General features: G+C 63.3%; 28 protein-coding genes and 1 tRNA gene. 13 read left to right on the forward strand and 16 right to left on the reverse strand.

The features are described from left to right. The 5 genes from fabZ to SynA1562_RS10290 are packed head-to-tail and all read right to left on the reverse strand — an operon-like array spanning position 1 to position 5,163. Complete coding sequence (fabZ, locus tag SynA1562_RS10270) at positions 1-456, reverse strand: 3-hydroxyacyl-ACP dehydratase FabZ (RefSeq protein ID WP_186493788.1); 456 nt, start codon at positions 454-456, stop codon at positions 1-3. Beyond that, positions 453-1,280, reverse strand: coding sequence for a UDP-3-O-acyl-N-acetylglucosamine deacetylase (gene lpxC / locus SynA1562_RS10275; RefSeq protein ID WP_186493789.1), 828 nt, complete (start codon positions 1,278-1,280; stop codon positions 453-455). Before lpxC ends, fabZ begins: the two co-directional genes overlap by 4 nt. Then, positions 1,280-3,463: a BamA/TamA family outer membrane protein gene (locus tag SynA1562_RS10280; protein WP_186493790.1), complete on the reverse strand. Its 2,184-nt coding sequence runs from the start codon at positions 3,461-3,463 to the stop codon at positions 1,280-1,282. The genes lpxC and SynA1562_RS10280 overlap by 1 nt, the downstream gene beginning before the upstream one ends. Before the next feature lie 42 nt (positions 3,464-3,505). Further along, positions 3,506-4,258, reverse strand: coding sequence for a phosphoribosylaminoimidazolesuccinocarboxamide synthase (gene purC / locus SynA1562_RS10285; protein ID WP_186493791.1), 753 nt, complete (start codon positions 4,256-4,258; stop codon positions 3,506-3,508). Beyond that, positions 4,255-5,163, reverse strand: coding sequence for a hypothetical protein (locus tag SynA1562_RS10290; RefSeq protein WP_186493792.1), 909 nt, complete (start codon positions 5,161-5,163; stop codon positions 4,255-4,257). Before SynA1562_RS10290 ends, purC begins: the two co-directional genes overlap by 4 nt. 58 nt (positions 5,164-5,221) lie before the next feature. On the opposite strand from SynA1562_RS10290, the gene purD reads away from it, so the two are divergent. Both purD and SynA1562_RS10300 read left to right on the forward strand, forming a co-directional pair. Continuing rightward, the gene (gene purD, locus SynA1562_RS10295) at positions 5,222-6,529 is read left to right on the forward strand and encodes a phosphoribosylamine--glycine ligase (protein ID WP_186493793.1); all 1,308 of its coding nucleotides are present in this window, start codon (positions 5,222-5,224) and stop codon (positions 6,527-6,529) included. Then, positions 6,526-8,592, forward strand: a complete 2,067-nt coding sequence (locus SynA1562_RS10300) for an ATP-binding protein (RefSeq protein ID WP_186493794.1) — start codon at positions 6,526-6,528, stop codon at positions 8,590-8,592. Before purD ends, SynA1562_RS10300 begins: the two co-directional genes overlap by 4 nt. A 1-nt stretch (position 8,593) precedes the next feature. On the opposite strand, the gene kaiC is transcribed toward SynA1562_RS10300, so the two are convergent. The 3 genes from kaiC to SynA1562_RS10315 form a co-directional block, all read right to left on the reverse strand. Beyond that, the gene (kaiC, locus tag SynA1562_RS10305; protein WP_115161640.1) at positions 8,594-10,132 is read right to left on the reverse strand and encodes a circadian clock protein KaiC; all 1,539 of its coding nucleotides are present in this window, start codon (positions 10,130-10,132) and stop codon (positions 8,594-8,596) included. A 65-nt stretch (positions 10,133-10,197) separates the two neighbouring features. Then, positions 10,198-10,563 carry a circadian clock protein KaiB gene (gene kaiB / locus SynA1562_RS10310; RefSeq protein WP_006850278.1) on the reverse strand — a complete coding sequence of 122 codons (366 nt, stop codon included), beginning with the start codon at positions 10,561-10,563 and terminating at the stop codon, positions 10,198-10,200. Further along, positions 10,560-11,444 carry a circadian clock protein KaiA gene (locus SynA1562_RS10315; RefSeq protein ID WP_186493795.1) on the reverse strand — a complete coding sequence of 295 codons (885 nt, stop codon included), beginning with the start codon at positions 11,442-11,444 and terminating at the stop codon, positions 10,560-10,562. The genes kaiB and SynA1562_RS10315 overlap by 4 nt, the downstream gene beginning before the upstream one ends. Before the next feature lie 132 nt (positions 11,445-11,576). Between SynA1562_RS10315 and rplU the strand changes: the two genes are divergently transcribed. Together rplU and rpmA are read left to right on the forward strand one after the other, a co-directional pair. Further along, a complete protein-coding gene (gene rplU, locus SynA1562_RS10320) occupies positions 11,577-11,942 on the forward strand; it encodes a 50S ribosomal protein L21 (protein ID WP_011365073.1) in 366 nt (121 codons plus the stop codon). 45 nt (positions 11,943-11,987) lie between these two features. Further along, positions 11,988-12,254 (forward strand): 50S ribosomal protein L27, encoded by a 267-nt coding sequence (rpmA, locus tag SynA1562_RS10325; RefSeq protein ID WP_114989469.1) that lies wholly within the window; start codon positions 11,988-11,990, stop codon positions 12,252-12,254. A gap of 68 nt (positions 12,255-12,322) precedes the next feature. On the opposite strand, the gene SynA1562_RS10330 is transcribed toward rpmA, so the two are convergent. After that, the gene (locus SynA1562_RS10330; RefSeq protein WP_186493796.1) at positions 12,323-13,075 is read right to left on the reverse strand and encodes a bifunctional 2-polyprenyl-6-hydroxyphenol methylase/3-demethylubiquinol 3-O-methyltransferase UbiG; all 753 of its coding nucleotides are present in this window, start codon (positions 13,073-13,075) and stop codon (positions 12,323-12,325) included. Between the two features lie 41 nt (positions 13,076-13,116). Here SynA1562_RS10330 and truB point away from each other — a divergent pair, with 41 nt between their 5' ends. From truB to SynA1562_RS10345, 3 genes are all read left to right on the forward strand, one after another. Further along, positions 13,117-14,025: a tRNA pseudouridine(55) synthase TruB gene (gene truB / locus SynA1562_RS10335; RefSeq protein WP_186493797.1), complete on the forward strand. Its 909-nt coding sequence runs from the start codon at positions 13,117-13,119 to the stop codon at positions 14,023-14,025. A 53-nt stretch (positions 14,026-14,078) separates the two neighbouring features. Further along, positions 14,079-14,822 carry a YebC/PmpR family DNA-binding transcriptional regulator gene (locus SynA1562_RS10340; protein WP_186493798.1) on the forward strand — a complete coding sequence of 248 codons (744 nt, stop codon included), beginning with the start codon at positions 14,079-14,081 and terminating at the stop codon, positions 14,820-14,822. Positions 14,823-14,928: 106 nt separating this feature from the next. Further along, positions 14,929-15,099 carry a Nif11 family protein gene (locus SynA1562_RS10345; RefSeq protein WP_071823080.1) on the forward strand — a complete coding sequence of 57 codons (171 nt, stop codon included), beginning with the start codon at positions 14,929-14,931 and terminating at the stop codon, positions 15,097-15,099. A 55-nt stretch (positions 15,100-15,154) separates the two neighbouring features. On the opposite strand, the gene SynA1562_RS10350 is transcribed toward SynA1562_RS10345, so the two are convergent. From SynA1562_RS10350 to SynA1562_RS10360, 3 genes are read right to left on the reverse strand one after another with little or no spacing between them, the layout of a single operon-like run. Continuing rightward, positions 15,155-15,394 (reverse strand): hypothetical protein, encoded by a 240-nt coding sequence (locus SynA1562_RS10350; RefSeq protein ID WP_186493799.1) that lies wholly within the window; start codon positions 15,392-15,394, stop codon positions 15,155-15,157. A 19-nt stretch (positions 15,395-15,413) separates the two neighbouring features. Further along, positions 15,414-16,124, reverse strand: coding sequence for a glucosamine-6-phosphate deaminase (locus tag SynA1562_RS10355; RefSeq protein WP_186495405.1), 711 nt, complete (start codon positions 16,122-16,124; stop codon positions 15,414-15,416). A gap of 16 nt (positions 16,125-16,140) precedes the next feature. Next, positions 16,141-17,628, reverse strand: coding sequence for a SpoIID/LytB domain-containing protein (locus tag SynA1562_RS10360; RefSeq protein ID WP_186493800.1), 1,488 nt, complete (start codon positions 17,626-17,628; stop codon positions 16,141-16,143). Between the two features lie 5 nt (positions 17,629-17,633). Between SynA1562_RS10360 and rnz the strand changes: the two genes are divergently transcribed. Further along, entirely contained in the window at positions 17,634-18,593 is a 960-nt protein-coding gene (rnz, locus tag SynA1562_RS10365) for a ribonuclease Z (protein ID WP_186493801.1), read from the forward strand. 73 nt (positions 18,594-18,666) lie between these two features. Continuing rightward, positions 18,667-19,179 carry a photosystem II cytochrome c-550 gene (psbV, locus tag SynA1562_RS10370; protein WP_222929014.1) on the forward strand — a complete coding sequence of 171 codons (513 nt, stop codon included), beginning with the start codon at positions 18,667-18,669 and terminating at the stop codon, positions 19,177-19,179. Between the two features lie 48 nt (positions 19,180-19,227). Here the strand turns inward: psbV and SynA1562_RS10375 are convergent, their stop codons facing one another. The 4 genes from SynA1562_RS10375 to serA form a co-directional block, all read right to left on the reverse strand. After that, positions 19,228-19,614 (reverse strand): hypothetical protein, encoded by a 387-nt coding sequence (locus SynA1562_RS10375; RefSeq protein ID WP_115161698.1) that lies wholly within the window; start codon positions 19,612-19,614, stop codon positions 19,228-19,230. A gap of 99 nt (positions 19,615-19,713) precedes the next feature. Further along, positions 19,714-20,013, reverse strand: coding sequence for a ferredoxin (locus tag SynA1562_RS10380; RefSeq protein ID WP_006043345.1), 300 nt, complete (start codon positions 20,011-20,013; stop codon positions 19,714-19,716). A gap of 155 nt (positions 20,014-20,168) precedes the next feature. Further along, a complete protein-coding gene (prmA, locus tag SynA1562_RS10385) occupies positions 20,169-21,056 on the reverse strand; it encodes a 50S ribosomal protein L11 methyltransferase (RefSeq protein WP_186493802.1) in 888 nt (295 codons plus the stop codon). Beyond that, a complete protein-coding gene (gene serA, locus SynA1562_RS10390; protein ID WP_186493803.1) occupies positions 21,056-22,642 on the reverse strand; it encodes a phosphoglycerate dehydrogenase in 1,587 nt (528 codons plus the stop codon). Before serA ends, prmA begins: the two co-directional genes overlap by 1 nt. Positions 22,643-22,749: 107 nt before the next feature. On the opposite strand from serA, the gene SynA1562_RS10395 reads away from it, so the two are divergent. From SynA1562_RS10395 to murD, 4 genes are all read left to right on the forward strand, one after another. After that, on the forward strand, positions 22,750-23,250 hold the full coding sequence (locus SynA1562_RS10395; RefSeq protein WP_186493804.1) for a hypothetical protein: 501 nt from the start codon (positions 22,750-22,752) through the stop codon (positions 23,248-23,250). Continuing rightward, entirely contained in the window at positions 23,250-24,026 is a 777-nt protein-coding gene (locus SynA1562_RS10400; protein ID WP_186493805.1) for a photosystem II S4 domain protein, read from the forward strand. The genes SynA1562_RS10395 and SynA1562_RS10400 overlap by 1 nt, the downstream gene beginning before the upstream one ends. 73 nt (positions 24,027-24,099) lie before the next feature. Further along, positions 24,100-24,171: transfer RNA gene (locus tag SynA1562_RS10405), tRNA-Val, on the forward strand. 42 nt (positions 24,172-24,213) lie between these two features. Next, positions 24,214-25,599, forward strand: a complete 1,386-nt coding sequence (gene murD / locus SynA1562_RS10410) for a UDP-N-acetylmuramoyl-L-alanine--D-glutamate ligase (protein WP_186493806.1) — start codon at positions 24,214-24,216, stop codon at positions 25,597-25,599. Positions 25,600-25,619 lie beyond the last annotated feature (20 nt).

Genomic DNA, 25,619 nt, shown 5'->3' on the forward strand with positions numbered 1-25,619 from the left:
TCAGTCCACCAGGGAGAACATCAATTCGCCTGAGCAGACCAGATCGCCATCCACCATGGCCTCAGCCTTGACCTTGCCGAAGCGTTTGCGCTTGAGGCTGAGCAGTTCACAGCGGATCACCAGCTGATCTCCCGGAACCACAGGGCGCCGGAAGCGTACCCCGTCGATGCCGGCAAAAACGAACAGACCCTTGGGCAGATCGGGCATCTGGGTGACGATCAGACCACCCACCTGCGCCATCGCCTCGACAATCAGCACCCCGGGCATCAGCGGACGCTCGGGGAAATGCCCCTGGAACTGGGGCTCGTTCATGGTCACGTTTTTGATCGCCGTGGCCGAAACCCCGGGTTCATGGGCGATGACCCGATCCACCAGCGCGAAGGGGTAACGGTGTGGAAGCAAACCGGCGATCTGCTCGCTGGTCAGCACGACATCTGGGGTGGTGGATTCAGTCACAAAGCGGCTGCGAGATCGGTGTGAAGACCATGGGACCCCTTGTACACAAGAACCTGTGCCTGGGGAAAACCGACGAGGGCCAGGTCGCCGATTAGGTCCAAGAGCTTATGGCGCACCGGTTCATCCTCGAACCGAAGCGGTGGATTCATCCAATGATCACCGTCACAGACCAAGGCATTGTCCAGGGCTCCGCCCTGGATCAACCCAGCAGCACGAAGCTGCTCCACCTGCTCCCGGAAACCGAAGGTGCGTGCTGGAGCAATCTCATCAACAAAGCGCTGGGGGGTGAGCTCCAGGGCGAACTGCTGGCGGCCGATGGCCGCCTGGGGGAAGTCAATGATCCCCACAACACCAAAGCAATCGGCGGGGGTGGCTGTGATCACACTGTTGCCTCGGGTGCGCAACAGGGGTTGCTCCAACTGCGGTGGTGCTGGCCGCGGGGTCTCCGCCGGGACCAAACCAGCCGCAGCGATCGCCTCCACCCAGCCCAGGGCCGAGCCATCCAGCAGAGGAACTTCGTAGCCATCGAGCACGATCTCCACATGACTCAGCCCACAACCGGCCAGGGCCGCCAACAGATGCTCGACGGTGGCCACCTTGCTGGAGCCCAGATCCAAGGTTGTGCACAACTGGCTGTCGCGCACCTGATCCGGCCGAAGCTGGATCGCCTGATCCATGCCCGGCAAGCGCATCTGAAAACCAGGCTGCTCCGTCGGCCGAAGTTCCACTGTGGCCTCGGCACCACTGTGGAGGCCGATACCAGAGCGTGATGTCTCCGCTGCCAGCGTCCAGGCAACGGAGTAGTCATGAGGCCAGCTGATCACTAAAACTTCCAGCCCACACCCAGGTTGAAGCGGTAATCGGAAGTGAAGTCTTTCGTGGCCACCTCAACCCGGATCGGACCCACTGGGGTGGTCACGATCACACCGGTACCAAGGGAAACACCGGAGCCGTCCTTACCTAGCAGCAGACCGGGCTTGCCAGGCACATTCTTCTGGGTGCCGAAATCGGTGCCGGCATCCATGAAAACCTCGCCGGAAAAGATGCTGATCAGCGGGAAGCGGTACTCGATCGTGAGTTCGCTGAAGGCCGTGGACACCGCCATATCGCAGTCGTACCAACCCCGAATCGAATTGGATCCACCCATGCAGAACGCCTCGTACGGGGGCGCTTCACCCATGATCACGCCGCCCTTGATCTGCACACCAATGGCCTGCGGGCAATCGGCCTGTTCACCGGCCTTGGGACGGCAACCCTTGTGGATCTTCAGCCAATCCACCGGGAAGAACTGGGTGTAGCTGGCCCTCAGACGGTTGAAGGTGGGCGAATCATTGTTGATGCCGAGGAACTGCTCGGTACCGGCTGTGAAGAAGTTGCCGCTGGTGGGATTACGGGGGTTGTTGAAATTGTTGTAAGTGGTGGCGAAACGCATCCCCACCAGGCTGTTGGTGTCGGCGCAGTTGTACGACACACAGATCACATCGTCTTTGTTGACCTTGCCCTTGCGGAATTTGTTGTTGGACACGCCATAGGGCCTGGTGTCACCGGCAAAGTTGATCGGCCGCACTTCGGCGAAGGACATCCCAGCCAGGACATTCCACTTGCTGTCCTTGTAAGGATCACCACCATTCAGTGGGCGTGAGAAGGAGAAGTTGCCGCCAACCTTGCGCAGCACAACCGTGTCGCCCTCGTAGTCGAACCAGCTGCGGTTGGGGTACTCACTGTCGGCCTTGTTGACCTCGCCTGGAGCCTTGTCTCCATCGGTGAACCCATATTTACGACCGGTCTCGTAGGCCTTGTTGGAGCCGTTGTCGGCGTAGTCCTTCGCGGTGCGGATGTTGCCGTTGTCTCCGCTTTGGAAAACCTGGGGCACCTGCTGGCTCAAGAACACAGAGGTGCGGAAGCTGGTGCGGTGCTTGTCGCCGTAGATCCAGGGATCCGTGAAGTTGAGGTTGGCCAGTCCGCCGTATTGGCCGTAGGTGATGTTGGTGCCCAGATTCCAGGCTCGGCCGAAAAGATTGCTTTCCTGCAGCTGCACCTGACCGAAGACGCCCTGGCTCTGGCTGTAGCCGAGACCGCCGGAGAGCTGGCCGGTGGACTGCTCGACGATGCCAAGCACGATCACCACATCGCCAGGCTCTTCCGGCACAGGCCGCAAGGTGACCTTGACATCACTGAACAGCTGGGTGGCGTAGAGCCGTTTGATATCCCGCTCAAGCTCGTTGCGGTTAAACGGATCGCCGGGTTGGATCGAAACCTCTCGGGTGATCACCCACTCTTTGGTCTTGCCGCGGATGGGATTGCCGTTCTCATCGGTGTCATCACCCTCTTTGGTGAGGAATTTGACCTCAACATCAGACACGCTGCCCTGCAGCAGTTTCAGCGTGACAACACCATCAGGGCTGACCCGTTCCGGACCGGACACCCGTGCCAGGGAGTAGCCCTGACCGGCCACTGAAGCCTGCAGAGCCTTCATCCGCTGCTGCAGATCGTTGAGATTCAGCGTGCGCCCGTAATCGGAGGCAAAAGTCTCCTCAATCACCACATCCGAAAGGAGATTCTCATCGTCGCCGCTGATCTCCACTGCACTCAGGGGAGGGAAGGGCTCCACCTGAACAACCACCTGAACACCCAGCGGTCCGTTCTGGGGAACGATGCGCACATCCGAGAACCAGCCCGTGGCCTGAATGCCATTTAGGTCGTTCTGCAGCTCCTCGCGGGTGACACGCATCCCCGGACGCACCTGCATGGCGTCGTAGGTGGAGATCTGAAGGCGTTCCTCTTCAGGGTGGCCATCGATGCCTTCAATCAGCACCTCGGAAATCAGAACCCGGGGCTGTTCCACCACGGCGCTGTCCACCATGACCTCTTCGCCTTCGAGGGGTTGGTCTGCAGGCGTTGCGTCCTGCGCCATCACTGGTGGAGCCACCAGGGGAATCCCCAGCATCAGGCCCAAAACCGTGCGACGAACTGCAACCGAAGAGCGGCGGGACGAACGGCGGGTCATCGAGGCGCAGGCTGGGCGAAGCCACAAAAAGGTGCGCTGACCTTACAAGCAGTTGCGGGGGTTGGGGCAGTTTCCTTGGACCCGTTTGAGGACCTCCCCGTAGGCCTCCATCACCCCGCCGAGATCTTTGCGGAAGCGGTCCTTGTCCAAAATCCGGTCCTCGGCGTTGCTGTTGCGGCGGTCCCAGAGCCTGCAGGTGTCAGGGCTGATCTCATCGGCCAGCAGAAGTGTTCCATCCGATGCCAGCCCTAACTCCAGCTTGAAATCGACCAGCTGCAGATCAAGTTCGTCAAAAAACGGGAGCAAGACCGCGTTCACTCGGCGGGCCAGTTGTTCAATCGCTGACAGTTGCGAGGTGTCTGCCACCCCGAGCAGCTGCAGACGAGCCTCGGTCAACAACGGATCGCCGAGGGAATCGTCCTTGTAATACAGATCCAACAGGGCAGGTTCGATGGCTGTGCCATCAGCGATCGGCGTCTGACGACACAGTGAACCGGTGGCGATGTTCCGAAGGACCACCTCCAGGGGGATGATCTCCACCCGTCGTACAAGCATCCAGGTCTCCCCAGCCAGACCGCAGTAGTGGGTCGGCACCCCCTCACGCTCCAGCAGCTCGAACAACCGCGCTGAGATCTGGCAGTTCAGCCGACCTTTGTCATCCAGCTGAGCTTTTTTCTGAGCATTGAAGGCGGTGGCATCGTTCTTGAACTCCACCAGCACCCGGTCGGGATCCGTGCTTGCGAACACCCGCTTGGCCTTGCCTTCGTACAGCAGCTCTCCGTGATCGGGCGTCATGGCGAAGGTGCAACGGCTGATGGTCTTACATCAGCATGGCCTCCGGGATCCCGCGGGGAACGCAGCAGGGGATCGGGTTCGGCCTCAGGCTGCAGCTGCTGGAGCGAGTAGCGGTCATCGAGAACAGTGGCCAGGCGTTGCATCCGCTGGCGCGGCCGCTCACCATCACCCCCGGCCTCCAGCTGCAGTTGCAGCTGTTGATGCAGCAGGTCCATCGCCAAGCCCCAGGCCTCCGCTGCCGCCGCTTCATCCAAGGCGGTTTCCAGCAGTTGATCGGCTTGATCGCACTGATCGGCATCGAGCCATTGCGCCGCCCGCGACAGACGCTGCGCCCCCTGCACACCCGTCAGGTCGCCCAGCAGCTGCACCTCCACAGCCACAGCGTTGCGGCCCAGGGCCGCTTCATGCAAAGCCAACTGATCCAGCCCGTTGCCCTGATCTGGCAACGGCTGATCAGGGAACAGAGGCGCATCCAGGGCCGTCAGGTTGCCATCCACCAAACGGCGAAGCGCCAAGGCCGCCTGACGGTGATTCAGGGCTGCTGAAGCTGCACGCCAGCGCAACAACAGCCACTGCCGCCGTTCATCGCCAACACGGGGGATGTAGCGGTCAAGCACCACGGCTGCAGCTTCGGGGGCACCGCAGCTCATCAGGGCTTCAGCGTTCGCTAGCACCAGCTCCAACGAGTCGATCACCGGATGCAGGGCCAGAAGCCGATCGCGCAGGGCCTGACGACGGCTATTGGAGGTCGCCATGCGGGGATCAAGACAGGCCTGCCCCGCCGCGGCCACATCCATCTCAGCGAGAACACTTTGAAAGCGTTCCTCGCGCATCACCTGCGGATCCGGGGCTGCCGTAACAGCAGCCAGAAGGGTGAGGGCGAAGGGGAAAAGGGGAGTCCCCATGGCGGGCTGCGGTCTACAAAGGAAAACCTACGAGGCCCAAACCGTTCCTCCCGCAACCATGGCCATTTCGTCCACCCGTCCCAACACGCTGCCTGCCCTCCAACGCGCCCTCGTCGTCGGTGGCGGCGGCAGGGAACAGGCCCTGGCCTGGGCACTGGCCCGTTGTCCGGGCCTGGAGACGATCTGGATCACCCCTGGCAACGGTGGCACTGAAGGCAGCGCCCTGGCGGTGGGCGAAACCGATCGCGCTGGGTTGATCGCGCTGTGCCAGCAGAACGGCATCGACCTGGTGGTGGTGGGTCCGGAAGCGCCGCTGGCCGCTGGGGTTGCCGATGCCCTGCGAGAGGCGGGCTTCGCCGTGTTCGGCCCTGGAGCAGAGGGAGCCCAGTTGGAGGCGAGCAAAGCCTGGGCCAAGCAGCTGATGCAAGAGGCGGGGGTGCCAACGGCGGGCCACTGGGCGGTGGCCAGTGAAGCCGAAGCACTGGCGGTGTTGCAGGAGGTCCAACGTCCTCTGGTGGTCAAGGCCGATGGCTTGGCCGCCGGCAAGGGCGTCACGGTGGCCGACAGCGTTGAGGACTCGGAAACCGCCATCCGCGAAGCCTTTGAAGGGCGATTCGGGGCTGCGGGCTCCCAGCTGGTGCTGGAGGAGCGGATGGAGGGCCCTGAAGTTTCTGTGTTTGCCCTCTGCGATGGGGAGCGGATGGTGCTGTTGCCCCCGGCGCAAGACCACAAACGGCTCAACGAAGGCGATCGCGGCCCCAACACCGGCGGCATGGGCGCCTATGCCCCCGCCCCACTGCTGGATGCCGAGGGCCTCGAAGACGTGCGCCGCATCGTGCTGGAGCCCACCCTCAAGGCCCTGCGCCAACGCGGAATCGATTATCGCGGCGTGATCTATGCCGGCTTGATGATCACGGCCGACGGCCCCCAGGTGATCGAGTTCAACTGTCGCTTCGGCGATCCCGAATGCCAGACGTTGATGCCACTGCTCGGCCCGGAGCTCGGCGCCGTGCTGCAGGCCTGTGCTCTGGGTCGCCTTGATCTGGCCCCTCAGCTGAGCATCGCCGAACGCTGCAGTGCCTGCGTTGTGGCTGCAGCCGAGGGCTACCCCGAGTCCCCCCGCAAGGGTGATGCGATCCGCATCGACCTGGTCCCCGGCCCAGACCATCAGCTGTTTCACGCCGGCACCCGCCGCGACAGCTCCGGCGAACTGCTTACCGCCGGAGGCAGGGTGCTGGCCGTCGTCGCCCAGGGCGATGACTTCGATGCCGCCTTTGCCGGGGCCTACGACGGTCTTAATCAGCTCGATTACGCCGGAATCACTTACCGTCGGGACATCGGCCATCAGGTGCGCTCGGGCGGATGAGCAGCGGCAGCGGAGCAGCAATCGCTGATTGGGCGCTCCCCCCCAATGGCAAACCGCCAGGGGAGGACCAGAACCTCTGGGACCGCATCTCCGCCTGGTGGGCGGAATTCACCCTCCAGACCAAGCTGCTGGCGATTGCCACCCTGGTGGTGAGCCTGATGATGACGGGCATCACCTTCTTCGCCCTGAATGGCATTCAGCGCGATGCCGTGATGAACGACACGCGCTACGCCCGGGATCTGGGCCTGCTGCTGGCTGGCAACGTCACAGAGCTGGTGGCGCAGGGGCAGGACCGTGAGCTGGCCAACGTCGCCGAAAAGTTCTGGCGCTCCAGCCGCAGCGTCCGCTACATCTTCTTCGCCGATCCCGAAGGCGTCGTCTATCTAGGGATCCCGATCAGCGCAACCCCAAGCAGTGGAGATGGAGAGCTTCGTCTCAACCGACGTCTGGAGCTGCCCGACGAGCTGCGACGACGGCCACAGAACCCCCTGGTGCGACAACACCTCACGCCCCAGGGGGCCGTCACCGATGTGTTTGTGCCCCTGATCAGGGGGGGGCAGTACTACGGCGTTCTGGGCCTCGGAGTGAATCCGAACGAGACCGCCCTGGCCAGTGCAGCCCTCACGAGGGAGGTGACGGTGGCCGTGTTCATCTCGATCTGGGTGCTGGTGATCCTGGGCGCAGTGTTCAACGCCCTCACCATCACCCGACCGGTGAAGGAGCTGCTGCGGGGTGTGCGCTCCGTCGCCTCCGGCAACTTCGGTGCCCGGGTGGACCTGCCGGTGGGTGGGGAATTGGGGGAACTGCTCACCGGCTTCAACGCCATGGCCTCCCAGCTCGAGGCCTACGACGAAGCCAACATCGAGGAGCTCACCGCCGCCCAGGTGAAGCAGCAGTCGTTGATCGCCACCATGGCCGATGGCGCCATGCTCCTGGATGCCGATGGCCGCATCGTGCTGGCCAATCCCACAGCGCGGCGTCTGTTCCGCTGGGAAGGGCGCAGCTTGGAAGGCCAGGAGCTGGTGGGGGAATTGCCGGAATTGCTGGCCATCGAGCTGCACAGTCCCCTCGATGCCCTGCTCGGTGGCGCTTCAGACAGTGAAGACCTGCGCTGCAGTGTGGGGGAACCGGCCCGCACCCTGCGCATCGTTCTGCAGGCGGTGCGTGATGCCAGTGGCGAAACCCTCAAGGGCATCGCCGTCACCATCCAGGACCTCACCCGCGAGGTGGAGCTGAATGCGGCCCAGAGCCGCTTCATCAGCAACGTCTCCCATGAACTGCGCACGCCGCTGTTCAACATCAAGAGCTACGTCGAAACCCTGCACGACCTCGGCGATCAGCTCAGCCCCGATGAACAGAAGGAATTTCTCGGGGTCGCCAACGACGAAACCGATCGCCTCACCCGGCTGGTGAACGATGTGCTGGACCTCTCCAGGCTGGAGTCGGGGAGGACGCTGCAGTTCGAGCCGATCAGCATGCGCCCCGCCATGGAGCAGACCCTGCGCACCTACCGGCTGAATGCCGAGGATCGCCAGGTGGAGCTGGTGCTGGATGTTCCCGAAGATCTGCCTGACGTTTTGGGGAACTGGGACCTGCTGCTCCAGGTGCTCGACAACCTTATGGGCAATGCCCTGAAGTTCAGCCGCCCCGGCGGCCCCCTGGCGCTGCGGGCCTATCCCTGGCCCGACACCTGTTCGGTGGAGGGAACGGCAATCACCGGAAGTGACGGCCCCACCTGCGCCCTCACCTCACCACTGCCCAAGCTGCGGGTGGAGATTGCCGACACGGGCTGCGGCATCAGCAGCGCCGATCAGGAGCGGATCTTCGACCGATTCTTCCGAGTGGAAAATGCCGTTCACACGGAAGTTGGCACCGGGCTGGGTCTCTCAATCGTGCGAGGCATCCTCGAAAAGCACGGTGCTCAAGTGCAAATGGTGAGCGAGCCCGAGATCGGCACCACCTTCTGGTTCGAACTTCCACTCGCAGAAGCCGACAAGGATGAGCTGCAGCTGCAAGCGGAACGGCGCAGCCGCAACGCCATTGCCGAGGCCGTCGAGCTTTAGGTCAGTCCTCGGTGGAAACGCCTCGGGCGATGCGCGACAACTCGCTGCGCTCATCGGTGGTGACCCGATGGGGCACACCAGAAATGATCCGCTCGAAGTTGGAGAAGGAATCCTTGATCTGAGGGCCATTCCCCGTGATCACAAATTCGCGGATGCCCTTGTCGTGCCAGGAGCCACGCATCTTGAACACGTTCAAGGCTCGAGCCATCTCCCCACGAATCTCGACGTACTGCAGCAGCAGGATCGTGTCAGTGATCGTGGAGATGTGGGAGTCGGTGATCGAGTGGCTGCCCATGAACTCCTCGGAGGTGTTCGTGAAGAAGCCGGCGATCTCCTCCTGCTTGGCGTAGCCGGTCACCCCAATCACGAACTGTCGGAAGGCGTTGTGGCTGACACCGCGCGCCAGGGCGGAGAGGGAATCGATCGCCATGCGCGACGGCTTGAACTGGCTGATCTCCGTCTTGATGATCTGCAGGTGATCTTCGAGGCCGGTGGATTCGGGGTAGGCGCAGATGATCTTGAGCAGCCCGTCCTGCTCCATCTGCTCGAAGTCGATGCCCCAGCTGGTGCCGTTGCGGAGCAGTTGGGCGCGCGACTCCTCGTATGCGAACAGGATGGCGCGTTCCTTGTTGCGGCAGGCATCTTCGATGAATTTGGAGACGAGCATCGTCTTGCCCGTTCCGGTGGCTCCGGTGGCCAGGATGATCGAATCTTTGAAGAAGCCTCCGCCGCACATGTCGTCCAGACGGGGCACACCGGAGCTGACCCGAACGTTGGACGACCGCTGGGTGAGGCGCATCGCCCCGAGCGGGAAGATGCTGATGCCGTGGGCCCCCATGGTGAAAGGGAACTCGCCCTTCATGTGGGTGGTGCCCCGCAGCTTGAGGATTTCAACAGTGCGCCGACGCCGCTCTCCCTCGAGCACGTTGCGCAGGATCACCACGTTGTCGGAAACAAATTCTTCAACGCCGTAACGGGCAATCGGGCCGTACTCATCGATGCGCTCGGTGGTCATCACCGTGGTGACGCCAATTTCCTTGAGCCGGGCGATCAAGCGAAAAATCTCTCGACGCACCACAAAGACTGCGTCGTATTGCTGGAACACCGCCGTGATCGAATCAATGGCGACGCGCTTGGCCTTGTACTTGCGGATGGCGTAGTTGATCCGCTCGATCAGACCCGAGAGATCAAAGCTGCCAGCCACGTCCTGGCCGTCGGGATCTGGCGAGGCATCAAGAATGAAGAGTTTGTCCTGCTCGACCATCTCCTGCAGGTTCCAGCCGAAACTGGCGGAGTTGCGCAGGATGTCGAGGGGCGATTCCTCGAAGGTGACGAAGATGCCAGGTTCGTCGAAATCCTTGATGCCGTTGTGGAGGAAGTGCAGCGAGAACACCGTCTTTCCGGTGCCGGATGTGCCGCTGATCAGTGTGCTGCGGCCGATCGGTAGGCCGCCCTGGCACACATCATCAAAGCCCTCGATCCCCGTCGGGAGCTTTTGCACCTGCATCTGAGGCTGACCGCTGGTCGGAGGGAACTGCATAGCAAAGACCTATGACTTGACCGTAGTGAGCGCGAGATGAACCGTGCTGGAGCGCACCATGTCGCTTAAGGATCTGAAGAAATGGTCGTGTCGGTCTCCTCATCGACCGCGTCGATCAAGCTCGAATTGAGCGACGTATCGGACAGCTCGTCGTAGAGCAGATCCAGGCCGATCAGCACGCGCTCCCGATCGGAGAGGTCACCGATGATGCGCCGCACCGGCGGGGGAAGAATCTTGGACAACGTTGGCGTTGCCAGGATCTTGTCTTCCTCCGCCAGTTGCGGATTTTTGAGCACGTCAATCACCTTGAGGGCATACACCCCCCGGAATTCGGTCTCGAGGATGTTGCGCAGCGTTTTCAGCGCCCGCATCGAATTGGGCGTGTTGCCCGCCACGTAGAGCTTGAGGATGTAGGTCTTGCGGGGACTCATGACGACTCCTCCGAGGCATCGAGCTGATCCGTCGGGCGACGTACACGGCTAGAGGCCGTGCCCGACAGAGGAAGGTCCGGCGGAATGGAGCGCCGGTACATCTCACACAGATGCGCCATCACGTCGAGAAGCGCAAGGCGGTAATCCTGAAGAAAGTCATGTTTGTGGCCCTCCAAACTCAGTTGTTTCCAGAATTCATCGATCAGATCCACATGGATCTCAACGGTGCGGGTGATCGGTAGATCACTGAAAAAAGCGGTGTTGACAAAGCTTTCCAAGGCCTGATTGGCCGCAGCCGGATCACTGAAGTAACTCGCCAGCAGGTCCCGATAGGTGCGTTGAAGCGACAGCAGCAGATCCCGGCGTTCCTCGGGGGGCAGGCTGCCCAGGAAGCGGGATGGATCCCGTTTGTAGAAAACACCTAGGTAGCCAAGTCGCTCCTGCAGGCGATCGGAGAGGTTGCCGACGGCACGGGAGGAGGAGCTGCTGTCGTCCTGGCGTCCATCGGCGCGCCCCTGGCGCAGAAAACGCGAAATGGCAGCATCAACGTTGTATCCCAGCTGGGCCAGCTGGTCGTCGGGCAGATGCAGCTCCTCGGGGTGGTAGTCCACCTGCCCCTTCACCTCCCCAACGATCACGGCGGGGAAGAGCAGACCCGCCGCCAGCAGTTGCTCCTTGACCTCAGCGTCGAGCAGATTCTGCTCAATCACCACAGCGTCAAAATCGTCCCGCCGGGGTCCGAGGACAGCTGCCAGGGTCTCCCCAGGATCAACCGTCAGAACAACCGACTCGTAACGGTTGGCCGGCAGCCAGGGGCGGCAGGCTTCCACCAAAACTGGGTTGCCCAGCACGAGAGCAACAGTGAGGGCCGGCCTGGCCATCCGGACATCCGCAGCGTCGAAGTATCTGAATCTTGACGATGGGGCGCGTCAGAGACGAAGATCTTTGTTTGTCTTTCGATTGCGGCTCAGGCCTGAATCGGTTCGCCGAGCCTGAACGCGTCTTTTCACCTTATGGCCGACACGAAACCAGCCGCGGAACAGAGCGGGACCTACGCCATCGTTGAGGCGTCAGGCACCCAGATCTGGCTGCAGCCCAACCGCTACTACGACATCGACCGGCTTCAGGCCGAGGTGGACGACACCATCAAGCTCGAGAACGTGCTCCTGGTGAAGGACGGCAAGGGCACCACCCTGGGCCAGCCCTATGTCAAGGACGCCACCGTGTCCCTCAAAGTGATGGCCCATCGCCGTGGGCCCAAGGTGATTGTGTACAAGATGCGCCCCAAAAAGAAAACCCGCCGCAAGAATGGTCACCGGCAGGAACTCACCCGGGTGATGGTTGAGTCCATCTCCGTGGGCGGCAAGGCCATCAGCTGACCTCTCCCCCTCGCTCCATCAACCGCCCCACCAGCATCTCTTCTCATGGCACATAAAAAAGGCACAGGCTCAACACGTAACGGCCGCGACTCAAACGCCAAACGCCTTGGCGTAAAGGCCTACGGCGGCGAAACCGTCACCGCTGGTTCCATCCTGATCCGCCAGCGCGGCACCTCCGTCCTGCCCGGCGTCAATGTGGGCAAAGGCAAGGACGACACCCTGTTCGCCCTCACCGACGGCATCGTGAAGTTCGAATCGATCCGCCGCGGCCTGCGCAACCGCAAGCGCATCAACATCACCGCAGCGGTCTGAGTTTCACCTCAGAAACACCGCACAGCCCCGATGTCAGTTCGGCATCGGGGCTTGTTTGATGCCTTGCCTCAGGGGCGGCGGTAAAGCCGGGCCGTGATCAGAAGGGGATGGAACACCTCCAGGAACTGAGCCTGCAGGGTGCGGAAAAAACCATCCACCAGGGCCGGATCATCGAAATGGAAGGGGTACTCGCCCTGATGCCCTTTGAAGAAGTACCAGTTCAGGAGAGCGATGGCCCCGGGCGCCATGCGCTGGTGAAACTCCAGCAGCTGCGCCGAAGGATCCGGCAGGTGTTCCAGCACATCGAGGCAAACCACCGCATCGAAACGCACATCGCCCGTGCTGCTGAGGTCACGATGCACCGAAAGCTTGTCCGCCAGGCCCAGGTTTTCCGCCCGTTGCTGCACAAAAGCCTGGTTGTGGGGATTTAGATCCACAAACCAGACGTGGTCAACCTCTGGCAGCGCCGCCGCCGAAAGGGCATGGGTGCCGATGCCTCCGCCAAAGTCCAGCACCTGGCCCTGCACCGCCATGCCCTGCAGCCGCAGCGTGTCTGCGATGTAGTCCGCACTGGAGAGATGCCAGGCCGCCAGCTCAAGCAGGTGCCCCGTGCCCACCGTGTCCTCATAGAAGGCTGTGGCGTCCTCTGGCCGGAACGCACCGGGGTGCAGATCCGCCAGGTCGTCGGTGCTGCTGGGCAGACGCTGCTCGAGCTGCTCCGGCGTGAGGTCGAGGTAGCGGCTGAGGTGTTGCTTGATGCCCAAACCGTCCGCCAGAAAAGCGGAGACGTCCACATCCGTGCTGCTGCGGAGCTGGGGCATGGATGGGCATCAGAGAGCGGCCAACCTACGCAGCCGGCGGAATGCAACAGTCAGGGCACCCTGCTCCAGCCCCGGTGAACGGCCCCTTCGGCTTCGTGGTGATCGACAAGCCCGCAGGCCTCACTTCCCATGCCTGCGTCAGCCGCCTCCGCCGCAGCTACGGCCTCAAACGGGTGGGTCATGGCGGCACCCTTGATCCTGCCGTCACCGGGGTTCTCCCTATCGCCCTGGGACCGGCGACCCGATTGCTGCCCTACCTCCCCGGGGAAAAGACCTACACCGGGGTGATTCAGCTGGGCCGGCGCACCAGCAGCGACGATCTGGAAGGAGAGCTGCTGGAGCAGCAGGCCTGGCCATCCCTTAGCGAAGCCGAGCTCAACAGCAGCCTGGAGGCGTTCCGGGGCGCGATTGAGCAGCGTCCGCCGCAGGTCTCCGCCGTCCATGTGGATGGCGAACGGGCCCATGCCAAGGCCAGGCGCGGTGAAGCCATGGATCTGCCGCCGCGGGCTGTCACCGTGCACCGGCTGGAGCTGTTGAATTGGGATGCAACCCTGGGACAGCTGAGCATCGAGGTGCACTGTTCCGCCGGCACCTACATCCGCTCGATCGCCCGGGATCTGGGGGACCGCATCGGCTGCGGAGGTTGTCTTGCTTCCCTGCGCCGCACCCAGGCCCTGGGGTTCCACGCGCACCAGGCCCATCCCCTGCCGGAGCGAGACGCTGTGCCACCCGATCCCCTGTCGCCGCTGTTGGCCCTGGGAGACCTGCCCCGGCGTGATCTCAGCGAAGCCGAACAGATCGACTGGCGCTGCGGCCGACGCATCGCAATGGATCCCGGTGCTGGAGAGGCGGTGGTGGTGTGCAACGCCGATGGGAGCATGGCCGGCATCGGCCACCGCGAGAGCGAAGGTTTGCTGCGGCCCAAGGTGGTTTTCGATGCAGCAGGCTGAAACCACCCGGTCGCTCAGTACTCTCCGAGCGCATCCCGCCCTGCCCTGACGCGATGGCTGGCCACAGCAAATGGTCCCAGATCAAACGCACCAAGGCCGTCGTTGACGCCAAACGAGGTGCAGTGTTCACCCGGCTGGGGCGGGAAATCATGGTGGCGGCCCGTGCCGGAGCCGATCCCGCCGGAAATTTTCAGTTGCGCACGGCCATCAGCAAAGCCCGCGCCGCTGGGGTTCCCGCCTCCAACATCGAGCGGGCCATCGCCAAGGGGTCAGGCCAGGCCGGTGATGGAGCCCAACTGGAGGACGTGCGCTACGAGGGGTATGGCCCCGGCGGCATGGCGGTGCTGGTGGAGGCACTCACGGACAACCGCAACCGCACCGCGGCGGATCTGCGGCTGGCCTTCAGCAAGAACGGCGGAAACCTGGGGGAAAACGGCTGCGTGGCCTATCTGTTTGAACACCGCAGCGAAGTGATCCTCAACGCCGGCCCCGACGACGAGGAACGGCTGCTGGAAAGCCTCCTGGAGCTGGACGCTGATGGCTATGAACTCCTGGACGGGGCTGTGGTGGTGCACGGCCCGTTCGAGGCCTTGGAGAGCCTTCAGGACGGCTTGCGCCACGCAGAATGGGATGTGCGGGAGTGGGGCCATCACTGGTCCGCCCAGACGAGTGTTTCGGTGAATGATCCCGAGACCGCCCGCAACTGCCTCAAGCTGCTGGATGCCCTCGATGGGCTCGATGATGTGCGCAGCGTTAGCGCCAACCTGGATCTGGCCAACGAACTGGAGCTCGACTGACGCCTCCTTGAAGTTTGTCGTCAGCAAATCCGCACCAAAGCTTGAGCCCCTGAGCCCCAATCAACCCCAGCGCTAGGCCGAAGGCATCCCTTCTGGAGGATTGCCCATGTCCATGAAACAGCTGGAAACGTTCATGTCGCGGGTGCAAAGCAACGACTCGATCCGCGATGAGGTGCAACGCTGCGGAAAGGACAACTCCTGCGTGGTCAAGGTCGGCGCCAAACACGGCCATAAGTTTTCTCCCGCTCACCTGAGCCGCTGGCAAAAGGAACACTGACACCACGACCAGGCCGGCGGCTGGGAACCCTCAGGGGGTCTCGGTCGCCTTCTCCTCACTCGCCATCGGGTTGCTGACGAATCATCCGCGCCAGCATCTCCAACTTGGCGTTTTCCGATTCCGAGGCCCGGGTGGCCATCCATGCACTGGCAGCCTTCTGCTGGGCCAACTGCTGCACCAACGCCAGGGCCGTCTCGCGCAACCGCTCAAGGTCCTGACAGTCCTGAATGAAGCGCGTCCAGCGTTCCGCCTCAAAACTCTGCTCAAGGCGCCGTTCCACGGGGTCGATGCTCATCTCCGCTGCTCTCGGCTGTTCAAGCTAAAGCCGCTGCATCGCACCAGAGCCAGACATTGGGATGGGTCAGCAGCCAACTGGCAGGCAGCGCATGGTCTGGCTCTTTCAAGGCCAACAAGCGCTGGAGGATGCCGGCCTTGGCGGCGCCGGTCACCACCAGATGAATCTCAGCAGCCTCGAGGATCTCCCAGAGGCCCAGGGTGATGGCCCGCTGGGGAACAGCGTCAACGCAGCCATCAAAGAGCACCGCGTTCTGCTGCCGGGTCGCAGAGGTCAGCTCCACCTCATGGCAGTGCTGATCAGGAGGACAGGGCGGCTCGTTGAAACCCACATGACCATTGCTGCCGAGCCCCAGAAGCTGCAATCCGATGCCTCCGCAACGGTTGAGCTGCTGGCCGTAACGCCGCGCAGCAGCCTCTCCGTCAGCCGCGGTGCAGTCGGGAAGATGCACCGCTGAAGCGGGCAGGCCCAACGGTGCAGCGAGGTGGTGGGTCATGTAGGCCCGATAGCCGCGGGGATCGTCCGCCGAAAGTCCGAGGTATTCGTCCAAGTTGAAACTGCACCATCGGGCGCGCAGGGCCTCCAGCTCATCGGCAGACCACGACAGCAGCCGTTCCACCAGGGTGCGATACAGCGGCTCCATCGTCCGTCCTGTGGCCAGTCCCAAGGGCTTCAGCGGATCAGGCCCCTGCCAACCGCGCAGATGACGCTCCAGATGGGCCGCCAGCACAGCACAGAGATCCGTGTCACTGGAATGGCGTTGCAGATGACAGGGAAACCGTGCCAAGGGGCGAAACCGGCATGTTTCTCCAGAGTGGCTTTGTTGGGGGCTTCAGCGCCAGCGATGGGTCGTGGTGCGGCCGGTAGGGAACGACCTCAGCCCCGCGGTAGTAGTGCTGAAGAATCGAGCGGAAGTGAGCCCCCTGCTCCGCCAGGCCGTGGGCTCCCCACTGGCTCATGCCAACGCCATGGCCATAGCCCTGGCCCTTCACCAGCAGCTGCAGGCCGCCAGCGGACCAACGACGCACCGCCGTCTGGCTGACCAGCACCGGCGGAGGGGCCACCAACAGGGGGGGCCGTGCTCCCCTCTGGCGAGCCACCGATGACGTGATCCGATCGATGCGGGAGCCCGGGCGGGCGGTTGCAGTCACCCGTCGCAGCGGAAGCTCCACGGGAGACCGCTGCCGCCCCGTCACCATCTCAAAGTTCACCAGCGTGCTTTTGAGACCCAACCGTTTGCGCAGCTCACTGCCGCTGAGAAGCAGCGATCCGCGGGGACCGCGCACGCGGGCCTGGCGCACGCGACCACTGCCGGAGCGACTCAGCACCTCAACGGCCTGGAGCCCACCGGTTTCGGGCAGCCGCTGACGCAGCCCGGCCGAATCAAACCATTGTTCCCAGCGGTGCACCGGGCTGTGCTGGTCGTGGTCGGGGACGCTGACCAGATAAGGATGCTGGCGGCGCCAGACCATCCCGCTCGCCTCGGTCACCCCGCCAGAACTGCTGTGAAAAACGGCATCGATCAGGCGACCGCCGTGCACGAGCACCAGCGAACGGGTGCTCGCCACCGCCTTGCGTGTGCTCGGGGTTTCCGACTCCACACCGCGATACACCTGACTCGCCACCGTGGCCTTCACATCCCAGGCACCACCGCGGCTGCGTTGTTTCAACGCATAGGTGCGGGCCGCCACAGCCTGGGCCTGCAGGGCAGCCAGGGGCCAGCGGTGGGGCATTTCGCTGCCGACAACACTGGCGAGATAGGTCTCAACGCCAAGGCTGTTGATCACCCGCAAGCGCCCGCCTCGGCTGCTGATGCGCAGCACACCGCGGTAGCGACGCTCCCCCAACCAGATGCCCCGTGGATCGTCGTTCTGCACCGTCACCAGAGTGCTGCGTGCTAGCCGCATCGATCGGCCATCCACAGTGGCGCTCAGGCGGGTTCCTTGAAGGCTGAGCTGCAGCCGCTGCGGCCGTCGCTCTCCGCCGGGAAGACCCTGCACCTGCAGCGGCTGTGCACCATCGGAACGCAGGCTGACCCGATTGTTCTCCACCAGCAGCACGCGCATCTGCGGCTCGCGGCCGCGGGCCAACGCCGCCGGTGATGGAGCGATCACAGCGACGAGCACCAGCCCGATGGCAACGGAGGCGCGGCGCACGCTGGAGATCAACAGGCGTCCCAGTGTGCCGCCTGTTCCGGGGTTCAGCCAGGTGGCAGCATGAGTCCTGAGGAGCACCGGCCTTGCAGGTCACATTTCTCGGTACGAGTTCTGGGGTACCCACCCGGGCCCGCAACGTCTCAGCCGTGGCTCTGCGCTTGCCGCAGCGCTCGGAGATGTGGCTGTTCGACTGCGGCGAGGGGACCCAACATCAGTTTTTACGCAGTGATCTGCGGCTGTCGCAGCTGCGCCGGGTGTTCATCACCCACATGCATGGCGACCACGTGTTCGGCCTGCCTGGTCTGCTCGCCAGCCTCGGCCTCGCCGGCAGCAGCGCCGCAGGGGTGGATCTCTACGGGCCGGACCCGCTGGAGAGTTACCTCAATGGTGTGCTGCGCACCAGCTCCACCCGGATCGGCTATCCCCTCGCCGTCCACAGGGTCCGGGATGCAGCCGAGCAGGGCACCCTGCTCTTCGAGGACGACGACTTCATGGTGCGCTGCACCCCGCTCACCCACCGTGTGCCGGCCTACGCCTATCGCATCGAACAGAAGCCCCTGGCCGGTCGCTTCGACATTGAGAAAGCACGGGAACTAAACATCCCGCCCGGCCCCGTGTACGCCCAGTTGAAGCGGGGTGAAACGGTGACCCTGGAGGACGGTCGCAGCATCGACGGCACCAGCCTCTGCGGTGAGGAACGGCCCGGTGTGAGCGTCGTTTACTGCACCGACACCGTGTTCTGTGAGGCGGCCATCGAGCTTGCCCGTGGCGCGGATCTGCTAATCCATGAATCCACCTTTGCCCATGGCGAGGCGGAGATGGCGTTCCAGAAACAACACTCCACCAGCACCATGGCTGCCCAGACGGCCGCCGAAGCGGGTGTGGGGCAGCTGGTGCTCACCCACCTCAGCCCGCGCTACGTGCCGGGCAACCCGGTCACGCCCCAAGACCTGCTGGACGAGGCCAAGGCGATCTTCCCCAACACGCTGCTGGCCAAGGACTTCCTCAGCATTGACGTCAAACCACGCTGCAACAGTTCGTGATCCGGCCACAGAGGGTCACTTCCCCGTGATACAAGAGCTTGGTGCGGTGAATGCGTCACACCCCCTTACCTTCATGGCCTCTGTGTTCTCTTCCTTGCGACGGTCCCTGAAGGGCCTTCTGGTCCTCATCCCGGTGCTGATCGGTTTGGCCGTTATCTCTCCGGCTCAGGCGGCCCAGTGGGACGCTGAGACCCTGACGGTTCCGGCAGATCCCTCCGGCACAGAGGTGACCTTCAGCGATCGCGAAATCGATGCTGGCCGCAAGGTGTTCAACACCAGCTGCGGCACCTGCCACGCCGGTGGCATCACCAAGACCAACCACAACGTGGGCTTGGATCCTGAGACCTTGGCCCTGGCCACCCCGGCCCGCGACAACGTTGAGGCCCTGGTCGATTACATGAAGGACCCCACCTCCTACGACGGTGAGTACAGCATTGCTGACCTGCACCCGAGCATGCGCGACGCTGAGCTCTATCCCGCCATGCGCGATCTTGATGACGAGGATCTGCGCCTGATGGCCGGTTACATCCTGGTGTCCCCCAAAGTCCAGGGCAGCGCCTGGGGTGGCGGCAAGATCTACTTCTGATCAGCTTCCGCCGATTAACTCCGATCAAAATTGTCTGTCCCCGGCGGCCTAGGTCGTCGGGGCTTTTTGCTGGGGGCTCACCTGCTCCGGGGCCATGGAGTTGGGATGGCGGCTGTACCACCACTCCTGCAAATCCCGGCTGAAACGAACAGAGAACAGGGTCAGCACGGTGGGTGTGGGCCGGCCCCCTGGCTGCAGCAGTTCCACGGCGTAGGAGGGGCAACGCCGGGCCGCCAGGTCGGGAACAAACCGCCGTCCGATCCGTCGCCAGCTCGGCTCCTTGCTGCGCCAGGCCAGACGACAGCAGGGCCAGGGCAGTTCTTCACGATCAAACAACCGGCAACAGGGCCCGATGACGCGGAAGCTGTACTGACCGCCGGGGCTGGTGTGAACGCTGCCGGGCTCCAGAAGATCGTCGACTTCGGGGCGGCTCACGGCAGGAGAAGACAAGGGACACGCATGGAAGACGACCAGACCAAAAAAAACCACCCCCGAAGGGGTGGTTGAGGACACGTCCAGTTGAAGGACAGAGGCTCAATAGAGCTCTTCTTCGGCGTGGGTCTTGATGGTGCAGTCGCTGGTGGGGTAAGCGACGCAGGTCAGCACGAAACCGGCTTCGATCTGGTCGTCGTCCAGGAAGCTCTGGTCGGACTGGTCGACGGTGCCAGCGGTGATCTTGCCGGCGCAGGTGGAGCAAGCGCCAGCGCGGCAGGAGTAGGGGAGGTCGATGCCCTGCTCTTCAGCAGCGTCGAGGATGTACTGGTCGTCGGGCACTTCGATGGTCTTGTTCAGACCTTCGCTCTCGGAGACCAGGGTGACCTTGTAGGAAGCCATGATTGATGAATGCGTACAGGGTTCCGGAAAACCCGGTCCTGCAGAACGCCACATTTTTACTTCAAATAGGTGCTCAACCTGACGATTCCGGGGCCACTGGGGAGGAGGACCAATCGGAGACCCCACTCTGATAAGCCTGGCTTATAGGGCCAGGGCTAGCGGCGGCGGATCTCCAACAGCCCCCAGCGGCCCTGCGCCGCCTCGGCGGTCACCAACCAGCCCAAGCCCCCAAGGACCTCCTTGAGGCGCGGTGCCTGATCCACCAGGAGCCCACTGAGCAGAGCGCGCCCGTCGGGCTGTAGCAGCCCCTCAAACCCCGGGGAGAGGGCTTCAATCACTGGAGCCAGGATGTTGCAGAGCAGCAGATCGGCGCGGCGGGGGGAGAGCAGCTCGCTCAGGGTCTCCACAGAACCAAGAGCCACCTGAAGCTCAGCCTCCGATCGATCATTGAGGCCGCGGTTGTCCGTCGTGGCACGCACCGCCAGGGAATCGGTGTCAGCGGCCACCACCGACTCCGCACCCAAGCCGAGCGCAGCAAGGCCCAGCACCCCGCTGCCGCAGCCCAGATCGGCCACAAGCGACCCCACGGGAGGCGACTGCTCCAAAGCTTCCAGGCAGAGCCGGGTGGTGGGGTGGCTTCCAGTGCCGAAGGCACTGCCAGGATCCATTTTGATCACCAGCCGGTCGGCATGTTCCGGCGGAACCTCCAGCCAGGCCGGCAGGATCAACAGCCCCGTACCGACGGGATCGGCCTGCCAGTGCTGTTTCCAGCTGAGGCTCCAATCCTCGTCCGCCACATCGTCCCAGTGCCCATCGGGCAGGCTGAAACCGAAGGTCTCCGCCAGCGGCTGCAGGCTGGAGACCAGCTCCCGCCGCTGCGGCTCCGGCCACTCCGGCTTCGGGAGCCAGACCAACAGCGTCTTGCGGTCAGGCGTTTCGGGCGCATGCTGCACCGCATGGCGATGCAGCCCCAGATCCGTCAGTTTCCACACCAGCGATTCCTCCAGCTCTGGAGGACACGGGAGTGTGAGACGCCACCACATCAGAGCGTGACCGGGTGTGCTTCTTGGATGCCCTCGATGGCCGTGATCGTCTGCAGCAGATCTGCTGGGATCGGATCATCGATGCTGAGCACCATCACCGCATCGCCGCGCACGATTTTGCGGCCCACCTGCATGGAGGCGATGTTGACGTTGTGTTCGCCCAGCAGAGAGCCCAGGTGACCAATGATTCCGGGCATGTCCCGGTGTCGGGTGAACAGCATGTGGCTGCTAGGCGTCACATTCACCGGGAAGGCATCGATGCTGGTGATGCGCAGATCGCCATCGGCAAAGACGGCACCGGTGACGCTGCGGCTGCCCTGATCGCCACGCGTGGTGATTTGCAGTGAGCCTCCGGCGAAGTCGCGGCTGCTCTCATCCTTCACCTCCAGCACCTGAATGCCGCGGGCCTTGGCCTCGAGCGAGGCATTTACGAAGTTGATGCTGTCACCCAGGCCAGCGCTGAGCAGACCCTTCAGAGCGGCAATCACCAGAGGTTGGGAGGGATGGCTGGCGAATTCACCTTGCAGGCGCAGTTCCATCTCCTTCACATGACCGCCAGCCAGCTGACTGACGAGCAAACCGACCGTCTCAGCGAGCTGGAGATGGGGCTTGAGCCGCTCCATGATCTCGGCGCTGAGGCCGGGAATGTTGACCGCACTGCGGGCCGGCAGACCCAGCAGCACATCGCGGATCTGCTCCGCCACATCGATCGCCACATTCTCCTGGGCCTCTTCCGTCGATGCACCGAGGTGTGGCGTCAGTACTAGACCACGCTCCACCGCCCGCAGGGGGGAGTCTTCCGCCAGGGGCTCACTGGCGTACACATCCAGGCCCGCACCGGCGATCACACCGTTGTTGATGGCTTCAGCGATCGCCGCCTCATCCACCACGCCGCCGCGGGCACAGTTCACGATCCGCGCCGTGGGCTTCATCGTGCGTAGCAACTCCGCATTCACCAGGTTCTCGGTGTCCTTGGTGCGCGGGATGTGCAGGGTGACGTAGTCGGCGGTGCGGAACAGCTCATCCAGCTCCAGCAGCTTCACCTGCATCCGTTGAGCCCGGTCAGCGGCAACGAAGGGGTCGTAGGCGATCACCTCCATGCCCATGGCCTGGGCAACCCGGGCAACGTGGGATCCGATCTTGCCGAGACCGACCACCCCCAGGGTCTTTTTGTAGAGCTCGTTGCCGACGTATTTCTTGCGATCCCACTTGCCGGCCCGCATGCCGCCATGGGCCTGAGGAATGTGCCGCGAGAGGGTCAGCATCATCGCCAGAGCGTGCTCCGCTGCAGCGATGGTGTTGCCCTCCGGCGAGTTCACCACCAGCACACCCCGCTGGGTGGCCGCAGGCACATCAACGTTGTCGACGCCGACGCCGGCGCGGCCGATGATCTTGAGCCGGCTCGCCGCCGCGATCACCGCTGCGGTCACCTGAGTGCCGGATCGGATCATCAATCCGTCGTACTCACCGATGATCCCGATCAGCTCCTCCTCAGAGAGGCCGGTGCGCTGATCCACCTGCGCCACTTGGCCAAGGATGTCGATCCCGGCCTGGTCGATCGGATCGGAGACAAGAACTTTCGTCATCGAAAGGCGCAGAACTGCCGCGGTGAACTGTAGAGATCGACATCCACCACCCCCTCCAGTTCGAAGCACAGGGTTCAGAATTCAGCGCATTGGATCTGAATGCCCCCATGCCCGTCTGTGTGATGGTGATGGCCGATGCCCCCGCGGCTGAAGGCCTGACCCAGCGGCTCCGGGACACCGATCTGCCGCTGCTGAAGTGTCTGACGATCCCCCCAGATGGGGATGCCATCGACAAGGTTGCCCTGTTGAACCCCAACCTCACGCGCCAACAGCGGCAGCAGGGCATGGCCCGCTGGCTGATGCCCTTCGGTTTCCTTGCAGGGGTCACCTTCACCAAGATCACCACCCTCACCACCTTCGCCAGCTTTGGCCCCTGGGGTGAAACCCTGATCGGCGGCCTGCTGGGCATGGGCTCCGGCCTGATGGGGAGCTACGCCGCAGCCGCCAGCGTGGATTCAGACAACGATGCAGGCGTGCGGATCCTGCGCAACCGCCGCGACGAAGGACGCTGGCTGGTGCTGCTGGAAACCCCCAATGGCATCGAGGCCCCCTGGCAGGTGATTCAAAAATCGCGGCCGCAGCAAGTGGTTCGCCTCGACGACCTGTGATGCTGCCCCGGGAGGATCTGCTGGCGGGGGCCCAAAACCCAGAAGGATTGACGCTGCTCGTCGATCTCGCCGAGCAGGTGTTGCGCACCTGGCAACCGGCCTGGAGTCCTTTCCTCAGTGCACCGCTGCGGGAGGAAGCCTTGGCCCGCCTGGGCAGCCTCAGTGAATTGACCTGGATGAGTGATGGCGGTTATCCAGGCGCCGAACGCCAACGGCTGCTCTGCCACCGTCGCGACGACAGCCCCGATGCAGAGCCCCCCATTCAAGGCCTGTTGATCGAAGGCAATTTCCTCTTCGATCCCCTCTCCCCCGACGACCTGCGCGAAGCGCTGCAGGCCATGGGCGTCGACGCAGACACCATCGGCGATCTCTGGGTGCGCGGCGATCGCGGCGGGCAAGGGGTCTGCACCCCCAATGCTGCCGAAGCCCTGCATGGCCGCCTGGGTGCCGTGCGCGAGGTGGAGATTCGCTGCGAATCCCTCCCGTTGGAGCAGTTGCAGCACCCTGTGCAACGCAGCGTCCGCACCCTGCAAACGGTGGAGGCCTCCTGTCGCCTGGATGCGATTGCATCGGCAGGATTCGGGCTGTCACGAGCCAAGATCGTGACCCACGTCAAAACCGGGCGCCTACGGCTCAACTGGGGCAACGTGCGTCAAGCCAGCCGTGAACTGGTGGTGGGCGACCGGCTGCAGCTGCAGGATCGCGGCTCGGTGGAGGTGCTCTCTCTCACCCGCACCAAACGGGAGCGCTGGCGCGTTGAACTGCGCCGCAGTTGAGTTGAGCTGCCCACCAGCTGCTACTGTTCAGCCTCGGTCGATGAAATCACAAGATTTCAAACTGATCGATGTCGGGCGATTAGCTCAGGGGTAGAGCACTACATTGACATTGTAGGAGTCACTGGTTCAAATCCAGTATCGCCCACTTTCCCTGTAGGGACTGCGTTTCCGAACTTCAGACCTCGCGATGACACGCACGATTGTCGTTGGCTTGGGTCGATCAGGTTTAGGAGCCGCGCGTCTGCTCAAGCAGCAGAATCGCGACGTTGTTGTTTTCGAACGGGGCGAAAACGAAGCCCTCCAAAACACCTCAAAAACCCTCGCTGAAGAGGGCATCCAGGTGGTCTTGGGGCAACCCCTGACCCTGGAGAGCTTTGCCGCCTGGAGAGACAACCTGGACGCTGTGGTGATCGGTCCTGGCATTCCCTGGGATCACCCAACCCTGGTCCAACTGCGAACCGAGGGCATCCAGGTGCGCGGCGAGATGGATCTAGCTTGGAATGCCCTTCAGCAGATCCCCTGGATCGGCATCACGGGAACCAACGGCAAAACCACGGTCACTCATCTGCTCAGCCACGTGTTGGAGGCCTCAGGCCTCACGGCGCCGATGGGGGGAAACATGGGCCTCTCCGCCGCTGAACTGGCCTGCCAGATCGGCTCAGGGGGCAAGCCACGGCCGGATTGGCTCGTGATGGAACTGAGCAGTTACCAAATCGAGGCAGCGCCCACCGTGGCCCCCAAGATCGGCATCTGGACCACGCTGACTCCAGACCATCTCGAGCGCCACGGCAGCCTGGAGGCCTATCGGGCCATCAAACGCGGGCTGCTCGAACGCTCGGAGTGCGCCCTGTTCAATGCCGATGATCCAGACCTGCGCCAGCAGCGCAGCAGCTGGAAACGCGGCACCTGGGTGAGCAGTGAGGGAGCGCATCCGGACAACCAGCCCGCCGACCTCTGGATTGATGACGAGGGCATGGTCCGCAACAACAACACCCGATTGTTTGCAGCTGATGCCCTGGCGATGCCGGGCCGCCACAACCGCCAAAACCTTTTGCTGGTGACCGCTGCCGCCCTGGAGGTCGGCCTCTCCCCCCAGCAGATCGCCGACGCCTTGCAGACATTTCCGGGCGTACCTCACCGGCTTGAGCAGCTGGGCAAGCTGGCGGGAGCCAGCGTGTTCAACGACAGCAAAGCCACCAACTACGACGCAGCCGAGGTTGGCTTGCGGGCCGTGCAGGGACCCGTCGTGGTGCTGGCCGGGGGGCAGACCAAACAGGGCGACGCCAGTGGATGGCTCGACCAACTGCACACCAAGGCCTGCAGCCTGATCCTGTTCGGTGCGGGGGCCGATGAGCTGGCCAGCCTGGCCAAAGCGGCTGGATACCCCGGCGAATTGCTGCAGTGCCCGGAGCTCGAGAGCGCTGTCAACCTGGCTGAAACGGCCGTGCAGCGGCATCAGGCCTCATCGCTGCTCCTGTCACCGGCCTGCGCCAGCTTTGATCAATATCGGGATTTCGAGGCCAGAGGGGACCACTTCCGCAACCTGATCACCCCGCGGCTGGACGTCGCCTGAGACCAAACGAACGCAATGGG

This window comes from Synechococcus sp. A15-62 (assembly GCF_014280075.1).
Lineage (GTDB): Bacteria > Cyanobacteriota > Cyanobacteriia > PCC-6307 > Cyanobiaceae > Parasynechococcus.